Raw genomic sequence first — 8,089 nt, forward strand, 5'->3', positions numbered from 1 at the left:
CATTCCGGCTCGGTGAGACGGTCGCGCATCAGGTTCCGACGGGTTTCTGGTACGTCTGGCAGCCGGACATCGATCTATTGGACGATGAGTTTCTCCAGATATGGAACGGCGAAGGAGGGACCTTCGCGGCGTGCGATCGAATCTACTTCGCGTTCATGGAGGCATCCGGTGTTGACGCATACTGGCGTCAGGACACGGCCCATGACCTCAGCTATTGGGCTTCAGCTGGACTGGCTCAACCGAGGAGCAGAGAAGGCTCACGTGGCGAGAGGCCAACGCATGGGTCGGCTGCACCGCTGCGGAGCAGAGCGCGGGATATGGCAACGAGGCTTGCGCGCTCTCCAAAGTGAAGGAGATGAACGCCTATCCGGCGAACCCACGCGCGCGCCGTGCATGATCATCGTGCCGTCGCGGGCGACCTGTCCTTCGTGCCAGTGATCGGCTCCGTCGAACTTCCCGTCGAGGTAGTCCTGATAGCCTCCCCAGGCGACGCCCGTCATCATGTGGACGCCGTAGCCGCGCGAACGCCAGCTTTCGAGCCGGTCTCGGAACGACGGGTTCACGCCGTAGACGATGGCGATGTCCGAGCGCAGGTCGAGCTCCGGGCTCCAGCCCGCAGCGGTCTGGAACGCCGTCTTCTCCGATGCTGGCGTCGAGGAGCAGAGGGCGTAGAGCAGCAGCGAGAGTGTGGGGTACATGGAGAGTGCTTCCTTCGCCGTTGTCCGAGGACCGGAGCGCCGTCAAGCGCCTCGGCTGTACCGCCGCACGGCGTCCATGTCGAGGGCGACGCCCAGCCCCGGAGCCTCCGGTATGGCGAGCATCCCGTCTCCGTCGAGCTCCCACGCCTCCGCCACGATCCCTTCCACGTAGAGCGAGTCCGCGATGTACTCGACGAGGTCCGTGTGCGGGAACGCCGATGCGAGCTGCAGATCGGCGGCGAGACCCACCGCCGTGTTCCACCCGTGCGGGATCATCCGAATCCCGTGATCCGACGCCATCCAGGCGATCCGGCGCGACTCCGTGATGCCGCCCACCTTCGTCACGTCCGGCTGGACGATATCGACGGCGCGGGCTTCGATCCACGGCTGGAACGCCTGCCGACGCGTCAGGACTTCGCCACCGGCGATCGGCAGCGGCGCGTTCCGGCGTAGGAGCGCGTAGTCGTCCAGGTCATCGGGACGAAGCGGCTCCTCGAACCAGTAGGCGTCGTAGTCGGCGAGCATCTCCGCCGCGCGGATCGCCCACTTGTAGCCCTGATGCCAGTGCGCGTCGCTCCCGCCGGCGTCGACCATGAGGAGGCAGTCGGTTCCGACGGCGTCGCGCGCCGCTCGGACGATCGCCTCATCGGTCGCCGCGTTCCGCCGTCCGAAGGGTCCCCAGCCGATCTTGAATGCGCGGAACCCCTGCGCTCGGATGCGCGCCAACCGGTCCGCCAGCGCGCCGGGCTCCTCCATGAGCAGCGAGGCGTAGGGCAGAACCCGGTCGCGGTACCGCCCGCCAAGCAGCCGCCCGACCGGCTGATCCGTCGCCTGGCCTAGCAGGTCCCACAGGGCGATGTCGATCCCGCTGATCGTGTGCTCGATGCTGCCGCCGCGTCCGAGCCAGAACATGTTCTGACGCAGCTTCTCGCTGACGCGCTCGGGCTCCAGGGCGTTCTCGCCGTCGTAGAGCGGCTTGAGGACTTCGAGCGCGGCGCGGACGAGCCGGTCGTTGGTGAACACCGAGCCTGTGCCAGTGAGCCCCTCGTCCGTCTCGACGAAGACGAGCGTGTGGACGCAGTCGTCGGGAAGCAGCTCGTCGGTCCAGCCGCCTTCGGGCGTCGCGCCGATCAGTCCGAGCGAGCGAATATCGCGGATCCTCACGCGAACCCTCCGATCCCGCTACTGGTTTGTCACTGAAATGGCGATAGCCTTCCGCCCCTCCTCCATCCTCCCCGCTTCGCAGGCTGAGAGGGGTAGATACGCAAATCATAGAAGATCAGCCCGACACGCCACCAGACCCGCTTTCGCGGGGCGGCGGAAAGGCGATGCTCAATCATCGGTGGCAGAGGGATATGCCCGCACCATCAACTCGGCGAGCGTCGCCAAGTCGAGCGCGTTGTGCAGCAGGATACTGCCCATCTCCGAATCATCGCCAGTGCGTACGAACCGCGCGTAGGCGGCGGGAATCTCGCTGCTGGGGATGTCACCCGTCCGGGTCCTGCCGCAGATGCGCTCCTCCAGCGTCTGGAGCCGATGGTTCGGCACGGATCGCCGCCAGATGCGCCGCGACTCGTGCAGCAGGTCGAGATGGGCGGGCTCCCGGAACGCCGGCAGACCGTGCGCCGACTGCCGCGCCCGGATGTACGGCACGTCGAAGCTCTTGCCGTTGAACGTCACGAGCGCCTTCCGACCGCGCGCTATCTCCTCCCACGCCGCCAGGATCGCGCCCTCCTCCGCGTAATGCCGAGCGAGATACTGCCGCACGACGAGCTGTCCGTCCGTCCACTCCATCGCGCCGACGAGGAAGATCGGCTCATGCCGAAGTCCGCACGTCTCCAGGTCGAGGAAGATCAGGTCGGGCAGGTCGATCCGCACGCTGCGGCAGACGGTCGTCAGGCGCTTGCGCAAGCCGGAGCTCTGAACCGCGTACGCGAACCGCTGCGGCAGGGAGCAGAGCTCGTCGCCCAGGTCGAAGACGCGGCGGATCAGGTAGTAGGCAGGGCCCCGCGACGTCTCGATTTCGATGCCATCGAGCGCGCTGCCGGGCGGTTCGGAACGCTTCGGACGAACGACGCGCGGCGTCGGTTCCACCTCGGAGGGGCGCTCCTCCGGCAGGTTCTGCAGAGGACCCCCGTTGAGGGCTTCCATGCGGCGGAGAAGGTCGCTCTTGGGCATGGCGGCACGATCAGGCGAGATGCTCGCCCCTCCCCAGCCGGAGGACCTCCCGGAACTCCGCAGCCGTCACGGGAACCACGGACAGCCGCGTGTGGCGGATCAGCACCATCGCCGCGAGCGCAGGCGTCGATTTGATCGTCGCCAGGGACACCGGTTCCCGGAGCTCTCCGACCGGCACGATGTCCACGGCGACCCAACGCGGATCATCGACCGTCGGGTCGGGGTACGCCTCACGCGTGACGCGGGCGACGCCCACGACCTCGCGCGGCTCGACGCTGTGGTAGATGAGCGCCAGATCGCCGACGCGCATCGCCTGGAGGTTGTTCCGCGCCTGGTAGTTGCGGATGCCGTTCCAGAACGTCCCGCCGTCGCGGACGAGGTCGGCGTAGGAGTAGGTTCCCGGTTCCGTTTTGAGCAGCCAGTGGTTCATGCGACCGACGGTTCCTCTGCGATGGACTCCCGGACACGGGAGACGACGACATCGATCAGGCGCTCATCGAGTCCCAGCGGCTCGGTGACAACCGCCTCGACGCCCGAATGCCGCGCGGCAGCTTCCGCCGTCATGCGCGGGATGTCGCTCTGCGAATGACGTCCCGGCGACAGAAAATAGAGCTGTACGACGACGCGCTCCGCCCCCTGCCGGACACACGCGTCGAACGCGGCATCGAGGCTCGGATCGGCGAGCTCCATGTGCGCGACCTCGACGATGTCGAAGGCGTTGCGCGCCCGGAGCATCTCGACGACCTCTTCGAGCATCTCGTTCGCCGCTTGGAACCGGCTGCCGTGGTCGATGACGATGACAGCGGTTTTCAGCACGCTCTCCCTGGTCGTGATTGGTTTCCCGTCCCCCTCACCCCAGCCCTCTCCCACGAGGGGAGAGGGTGTTCTGGTTCCTTCTCCCCTTGCGAGAGAAGGTTAGGATGAGGGATGCGAGCGACTACCCGGATCGCGCTCGCCACACACGTCCTGCACGCTCGATCAACGCGTGAAGAGGATGCCATCCTTGAATAGGTGGCTGGCGTAGCCCAGCAGCGCCGCGATGGCGTACGGCAGCCCGACCCACGTCACGCCGCCCTCGATGATCATTGGGATCGCCGCGATGGCTCCGCAAAGCCCAAACATCACGATCCGCGAGTGCGTCCAGCCCCGGTGCTTGCCGATCAGCGGCAGCATCGCCGCCAGACCCAGCAGCGCGGCTCCCTCAAGATACCGCGCCTGACGCTGAAAGTAGTAGAGCACCAGCAGACCCAGGTCGAGGACCAAAAAGAGCCTGTAGAACACGAGCTGCCCCATGCTCTTGATGTCCACGTCGGGCCAGAGCGCACCCAGCATCGCGATGACGAAACAGATGCCCAAGCCGATGACCGTCTCCCACGAGGCGGAACCGGTCGGCAGAAGGACCTCCATCCATCGCAGGGCGGAACCCGTCGGCATGAGCCAGAGCCCTCCGCCGACGACGAGGAAACCCCCGTAGAACACGACACCCGCCTGCACGTGCTCGTGGTAGTCTGCCACCTCCGGCGCTACTCCCCCACCTCGAACGTCCGGTTGTCGATCAGGCGCGTTCTGCCGATGAACACCGCCAGCGCCAGCAAAACCCTCCCGCGCAGGCGCGTCACAGGAGCCAGGTTTTCCGCGTCCACGAACTCGACATAGTCCACTCGCGCATGGGACGTTTCCGCGAATCGGTCAAGGAGCTCCGCCCGGATCGCCGCCGCGTCGCGTTCCCCGGAGCGGATGCGTCCCTCGGCGTGCGCCAGCGCTTGGGACAGGCTCAGAGCCGACCGCCGCTCGTCCGCCGAAAGATAGACGTTTCGGCTGCTCATCGCCAACCCGTCCGGCTCGCGGACGATTGGGCAGCCGACGATCTCGATGTCCATCCGCTGATCGAGCGTCATGCGGCGCAGCACGGCGAGCTGTTGGGCGTCCTTCTCGCCGAAGTAGGCGCGCGTCGGCTCGATGATGTGGAACAGCTTGGACACGACGGTCGCCACGCCGCGAAAGTGTCCGGGCCGGGACGCCCCGCAGAGCCCTTCGGTCAGCGTTCCCTCGACGGTCACGAAGGTCGCCGCTCCTGGCGGGTACATCTCCGCGTCCGTAGGGGCGAAGAGGACGTCGGTTCCCTCTCGTTCCAGGTGCGCGGAATCGCGCGCCAAGTCGCGGGGGTACGCCGCGAAGTCCTCTTTGGGCCCGAACTGCGTGGGGTTCACGTAGATGCTGACGACGATGCGCTCGTTGTCCGCCTTCGCGGCGCGGACAAGGGAGAGATGTCCCTCGTGGAGGTAGCCCATCGTCGGAACGAGTCCGACGCTCCGGGAGCCCTGGCTCCGACGCCAGGCGCGCATCGCCTCGACGGTCGCGAACGTCTCCATGGCGCGGACTCCGATGGCGCAGGAAAGCGAACGACCCTCCGGCGGAACCGAAGGGTCGTGTCGACACGTCTGTTCCGCACTATCCCTGCTTGATCGCCGTGACGATCTTCTCCTGCGCCTCGCGCGGCACTTCGGCGTAGTGGGAGAGCGTCATCGTGAAGGTTCCCCGCGCGCGGGTCATGGCGCGCAAGTCCGTGTGGTAGCGCGACATCTCCGCCAGCGGAACCTCGGCGCGGATGAGCTGGCGGTTGTTCACCTGATCCATGCCCATCACGTGCCCCCGCCTGCCGTTCAGGTCGCCGATCACGTCACCCATGCTGTCCTCGGGAACCAGGATCTCGAGGTTCATGACCGGCTCCAAGAGCACGATTCCCGCCATCTCGGCGGCTTTCTTGAATCCTTCCCGTCCCGCGATCTGGAAGGCGATGTCCTTCGAGTCGACCGGGTGCGTCTTGCCGTCCACCAGCGACACGCGAAGATCGACGACCGGGAAGCCGCACAGGACGCCTTCGGTCATCGACGCTTGCATCCCCTTGTCGACGCTGGGTCGGTACTGCTGGTCGATTGCGCCGCCGAAGATCTTGTCGACGAACTCGTACCCGCCGCCGCGCGGCAGCGGTTCGACATCGACGACGATCCGCGCGTACTGCCCCGAACCGCCGGTCTGCTTCTTGTGCGTGTACTCGACGCCCTTGACCGCCTTCGCGAACGTCTCGCGGTAGGCGATCTTCGGGGCGGCGGTGCGGGCGTTCACGTTGAACTTCCGCTTGGCGCGTTCCAGCGAAACGGTCAGGTGCTGCTCGCCCAGCCCGGAGATGATCGTCTCTTTCGTGTCGTTGTTGCGCGACACATGGAAGCTGGGGTCTTCGTCGGCGATGCGCGTGATGCCCGCGATGAGCCGGTCGTCATCGCCTTCGGTCATCGGGAAGACGGCGAGAGAAAGCGTCGGAGCCGGGAAGCTCACCGGGGCGAGCACGTACGGCTTGTCGGGGCGAGCCAGCGTGTCGCCCGTTCCCGATGCTGCCAGTTTGACGACCGTGCCGATATCGCCCGCGACGATCTGCTTCGCCTCGATCTGCTGCTTGCCCGACGGATGGTTGACCTTGCTGATGCGCTCCGCTTCGCCTCGCGACGTATTCTGAACCGACTCGACGCCGAGCGTTCCCGAGTAGACCCGGAAGAGGTTCAGGCGACCGGAGAAGGGGTCCGTGACCGTCTTGAAGACGAGCACCGCCAGCGGGCCCGAGGCGTCCGCCGTCAGCGTGACCTCTTCGCCGCTCAGCGTTGCGGGAACCGGCACGTCGGCGGGCGACGGGAAGCAGTCCACGATGAAGTCCAGAAGGACGCTGACGCCCACGTTCTTGATCGCCGAAACGGCGAACGCGGGTATGGCGACCCGTTCGCGGAACGCGGCGCGCAAGCCCTCGGCGACTTCTTCGGCGGAGAGCTCTTCGCCTTCGAGATACTTCTCCGTCAAGGAGTCCTCGCCCTCGGCGGCGGCTTCGATGAGCGCCTCGCGGGCTTCCTCGGCGGCTCCTTCGACGTCCGCCGGGATGTCGCCGACCTCGGCGGTCTTGCCGTCCGCCGCCAACTGCACGCCGCGCATGGCGAGCAGATCGACCACGCCCGTCAGCGAAGAGCCCGCGCCCACCGGAAGCGTGACGCGCACCGGCTGGACCCCCAGCAGGTCTTGAACGCTGGCGAGGACCTTGTCGTAGTCGGCGTCTTCACCGTCCAGATGGTTCACGACGATGGCTCGCGGCAGGTTGTGGCGTTCCGCTGCAGCCCAGACCTTCTCGGTTCCCCCGGCGACGCCCTGGACGGCGTCGACGACGATGATCGCGGCATCCGCGACTCGCAGGGCGCTTTCCAGCTCGCCGTAGAAGTCCTCGTAACCGGGCGAATCGATGAGGTTCAGCTTGTGTTCGCGCCATTCGGCGATGCACGGAGTCGCGGCGAGCGTGGTGCGCCGCGAAACCTCATCGGGGTCGAAGTCGGACACGGTCGTGCCGTCTTCGACACGCCCCATCCGGGCGATGGCTCCGGACGAGTAGAGCATCGCCTCGATGAGGGAGGTCTTGCCGGCTCCCGCATGGGCGACGACACAGAGGTTCCGGATGGCATCCGTCGTGTAATCTCTCATTGAGGCGCGACTCCTCGGTTCTGGAATGAGGGCGTATCCATCCGGAGCGGTCTCGGCGCAGACCACATCGCTCGCAGGAATGTCCGCGGGGAGTCGGAGGACATGCCCGTATCTGGGGGCGATTGTACGCGATGGGATCGAGCGTTGTCAATGCGCGTCGCCACTGGATTCTCACGCATCCACCTCGATGCGAGCGGGCTTCGACACCTTGACACCGTCGAACGCCGCTGTTATCGTCTCGGAATACCCAACGGCATCGACGCACCGTTACGTACCGGAACCCCCAAGCCGTCGTACGCGGTGTTCACAGGATCATCGTCCAGCACCGACGGCGGTAGAATCGCCAGGCGAACCCAATGAACATCCTCGATACGCCGGTCGGGCGCTATGCGCCGGGAATCGTCAACGTCGTCATCGAGATTCCCAAGGGGAGCAAGAAGAAGTACCGCTACCATCGCAAGAAGCGGGCGTTCGTCGTCGACTACCGGCTGATGACACCCGCTCCGACCGAGTACGGATGGGTTCCCGAGACGCTCTCCCCGGCGGGTAAGCGCCTCGACGCGATGGTCCTGGTGCGCAAGCCCACGTGGGCGGGCAACATCTGCGAAGTGCGCCCCATCGGAGCCCTCAAGCGGCGAGATCGAGACCACAAGATCGTCTGCGTCCTCCTCAGCGAGGCGCGCTTCGAGGCGGTGCGT

9 protein-coding genes are annotated in these 8,089 nt (G+C 66.3%); 1 reads left to right on the forward strand and 8 read right to left on the reverse strand.

Annotated elements, in window-relative coordinates; translation table 11 throughout:
- Positions 1 to 257 precede the first annotated feature (257 nt).
- From FJZ36_16790 to fusA, 8 genes are all read right to left on the reverse strand, one after another.
- Positions 258 to 698: a hypothetical protein gene (locus tag FJZ36_16790; GenBank protein ID MBM3216556.1), complete on the reverse strand. Its 441-nt coding sequence runs from the start codon at positions 696 to 698 to the stop codon at positions 258 to 260.
- A 42-nt stretch (positions 699 to 740) separates the two neighbouring features.
- Entirely contained in the window at positions 741 to 1,862 is a 1,122-nt protein-coding gene (locus FJZ36_16795) for a mandelate racemase/muconate lactonizing enzyme family protein (protein MBM3216557.1), read from the reverse strand.
- A 168-nt stretch (positions 1,863 to 2,030) separates the two neighbouring features.
- Positions 2,031 to 2,876: a hypothetical protein gene (locus tag FJZ36_16800; protein ID MBM3216558.1), complete on the reverse strand. Its 846-nt coding sequence runs from the start codon at positions 2,874 to 2,876 to the stop codon at positions 2,031 to 2,033.
- 10 nt (positions 2,877 to 2,886) lie between these two features.
- Positions 2,887 to 3,306 carry an EVE domain-containing protein gene (locus FJZ36_16805; GenBank protein ID MBM3216559.1) on the reverse strand — a complete coding sequence of 140 codons (420 nt, stop codon included), beginning with the start codon at positions 3,304 to 3,306 and terminating at the stop codon, positions 2,887 to 2,889.
- Positions 3,303 to 3,692, reverse strand: a complete 390-nt coding sequence (locus FJZ36_16810) for a sirohydrochlorin cobaltochelatase (protein MBM3216560.1) — start codon at positions 3,690 to 3,692, stop codon at positions 3,303 to 3,305. Before FJZ36_16810 ends, FJZ36_16805 begins: the two co-directional genes overlap by 4 nt.
- Before the next feature lie 162 nt (positions 3,693 to 3,854).
- On the reverse strand, positions 3,855 to 4,391 hold the full coding sequence (locus FJZ36_16815; GenBank protein MBM3216561.1) for a hypothetical protein: 537 nt from the start codon (positions 4,389 to 4,391) through the stop codon (positions 3,855 to 3,857).
- Positions 4,392 to 4,399: 8 nt separating this feature from the next.
- Complete coding sequence (locus FJZ36_16820) at positions 4,400 to 5,248, reverse strand: pantoate--beta-alanine ligase (GenBank protein MBM3216562.1); 849 nt, start codon at positions 5,246 to 5,248, stop codon at positions 4,400 to 4,402.
- A 79-nt stretch (positions 5,249 to 5,327) separates the two neighbouring features.
- On the reverse strand, positions 5,328 to 7,391 hold the full coding sequence (fusA, locus tag FJZ36_16825) for an elongation factor G (protein MBM3216563.1): 2,064 nt from the start codon (positions 7,389 to 7,391) through the stop codon (positions 5,328 to 5,330).
- A 356-nt stretch (positions 7,392 to 7,747) separates the two neighbouring features.
- Here fusA and FJZ36_16830 point away from each other — a divergent pair.
- Positions 7,748 to 8,089 (forward strand): inorganic diphosphatase (locus tag FJZ36_16830; protein ID MBM3216564.1); only part of this gene is annotated, 342 nt, incomplete at its 3' end.

This window comes from Candidatus Poribacteria bacterium, from assembly GCA_016866785.1.
Lineage (GTDB): Bacteria > Poribacteria > WGA-4E.

Coding starts and splice junctions, on each gene's coding strand:
- FJZ36_16790 (MBM3216556.1), bottom strand. CDS start 698: ATGTACCCCACACTCTCGCTGCTGCTCTACGCCCTCTGCTCCTCGACG.
- FJZ36_16800 (MBM3216558.1), bottom strand. CDS start 2,876: ATGCCCAAGAGCGACCTTCTCCGCCGCATGGAAGCCCTCAACGGGGGT.
- FJZ36_16805 (MBM3216559.1), bottom strand. CDS start 3,306: ATGAACCACTGGCTGCTCAAAACGGAACCGGGAACCTACTCCTACGCC.
- FJZ36_16820 (MBM3216562.1), bottom strand. CDS start 5,248: ATGGAGACGTTCGCGACCGTCGAGGCGATGCGCGCCTGGCGTCGGAGC.
- fusA (MBM3216563.1), bottom strand. CDS start 7,391: ATGAGAGATTACACGACGGATGCCATCCGGAACCTCTGTGTCGTCGCC.